The sequence below is a fragment of the Trueperaceae bacterium genome (assembly GCA_036381035.1).
Classification (GTDB): domain Bacteria; phylum Deinococcota; class Deinococci; order Deinococcales; family Trueperaceae; genus DASRWD01.
In genome coordinates, this window is record DASVDQ010000139.1 from 1 (window position 1) to 1,500 (window position 1,500).

Sequence of the window (1,500 nt, forward strand, 5' to 3'; positions counted from 1 at the left end):
CACGACCCATCGGATGGCGCTGGGCCAGGAGACGTCCGGCGACGCTCACGGGGGGTAGAGGATGAACGCGCGCCAGTGGAGCATGATGCGGATATACCCGGGGCTACCTGGAGTGCCGCCGGGCAGCGCGGTCACCGCGCGTACGTGTTGAGGGTCCTGCAGGACACGCTTGCCGCGCACGTCGATCGGCACCGTGGTCCGGCCCGCCGTGATGGGCGGGTCCGTGACGCCCGAGATGACGTCCGTCGCGGTGGCGTGGATCATCTCCCACCAGAGCCACTCTTGGCCCATGTAGCCGGGGGTGGTGCTCGCGACGGGGCTCATGACGCTGGGGCCCGTATGCACCCCCGCGAAGACGGGCCACGTGAGGTGTTCTTCGAGCTGGGCGTTCAGCGCTACTACGACCGTGATCCGGCCGAGCAGCCTCTCGACCGTCGATCCGGGCGGAGGCTGCGTGTCGAAGATGTACGCCTGTGAGACGTGGGGCGCGGCGCTGGCGTTGTAGACGTGCTGGCTCCACCACCAGTAGCCCTGACGAGCCATAGGTAGTGCCCTCGTGGGTAGACGGCGACGCTCGGGCCCCTACAGCGTAGTCGCACTGTCAAGACCGTAGGGAGGCAGGGGGAGGGGGCCCCCGGCGGGGCTCCCCCCCACTGGCCCCCGCAGTAACGTCGCGGACTTCTCGACCCAGCACGTCTAGCGGATCGGCATCTATATGCCGTCCGCTAGAGATATGGACATTACGCGGGCGTCCCCACCGTAATGGCGCGTGGCCAGCGCGCAGGCGGCCTGCCGGGTTGACTATCCGCAGAGGACTCTGGACCTTGCCCGTGCATTGAAAAGGCCCGTCGGCTGGCTGCCGACGGGCCCTTTCTATCACCCTCTACGCGCCATTCCTAGACCCACGCGCCGGGTGGTCGATTACCTCAGCTTGAATCGTGCATGGCGACAACAGGGTGATCATGTCGTCCCAGTTGTGCCGAGCGGCGCAGCATGCCATGTGGCCGACCGTCGCCACGTACTCCTGCATCGTGAGCGTCTGCGGGTGCGAGCAACCCGTGACGCGCACGTTCAGGTCTGCGGGGCTCCAGATCTTGCGCGTGCCGAGGTCGGGGGCGCCCGTGGTGTCGAGCTCACCGACCGTCATGTGGCCCCTGATGGTGGTGATGTCTCTCCAGGTCGCGACGGTGAAGTTGTACGTACGGAACATGCGTCCTCCCGTGGTGTGGAGTGGTCTGTCACCTGGACATCGGACGGGAGGACGCGAGCGTTACAGCCGGCCCCCGCCGATTCCACACCACGGGCAGCGACGGGGGCCGGGGCTGGGCCGGCTACAGGAGGCGCGTCTCTCGCTGCTCAACGAGCTTGTTCCGCCGGCGACGCTGGGTGTCGAGCACGTCCCCGACGTCGATCATGGTCACCTGCGTCGTGGTGAACCGCGCCGCGCCCGGGGACTCCGTGCGATGGAAGATCACCGGAACCAGGCCGCCCGTCGCGAGC

At 67.7% G+C, this 1,500-nt stretch carries 2 protein-coding genes; both read right to left on the bottom strand.

The genetic code is table 11. The annotated features are described in order from the left end of the window. Nucleotides 1-45 precede the first annotated feature (45 nt). On the bottom strand, nucleotides 46-543 hold the full coding sequence (locus tag VF202_14935; protein ID HEX7041410.1) for a hypothetical protein: 498 nt from the start codon (nucleotides 541-543) through the stop codon (nucleotides 46-48). Nucleotides 544-883: 340 nt separating this feature from the next. Continuing rightward, nucleotides 884-1,210: a hypothetical protein gene (locus VF202_14940; protein HEX7041411.1), complete on the bottom strand. Its 327-nt coding sequence runs from the start codon at nucleotides 1,208-1,210 to the stop codon at nucleotides 884-886. Between the last annotated feature and the right edge of the window lie 290 nt (nucleotides 1,211-1,500).

Coding starts and splice junctions, on each gene's coding strand:
- VF202_14935 (HEX7041410.1), bottom strand. CDS start 543: ATGGCTCGTCAGGGCTACTGGTGGTGGAGCCAGCACGTCTACAACGCC.
- VF202_14940 (HEX7041411.1), bottom strand. CDS start 1,210: ATGTTCCGTACGTACAACTTCACCGTCGCGACCTGGAGAGACATCACC.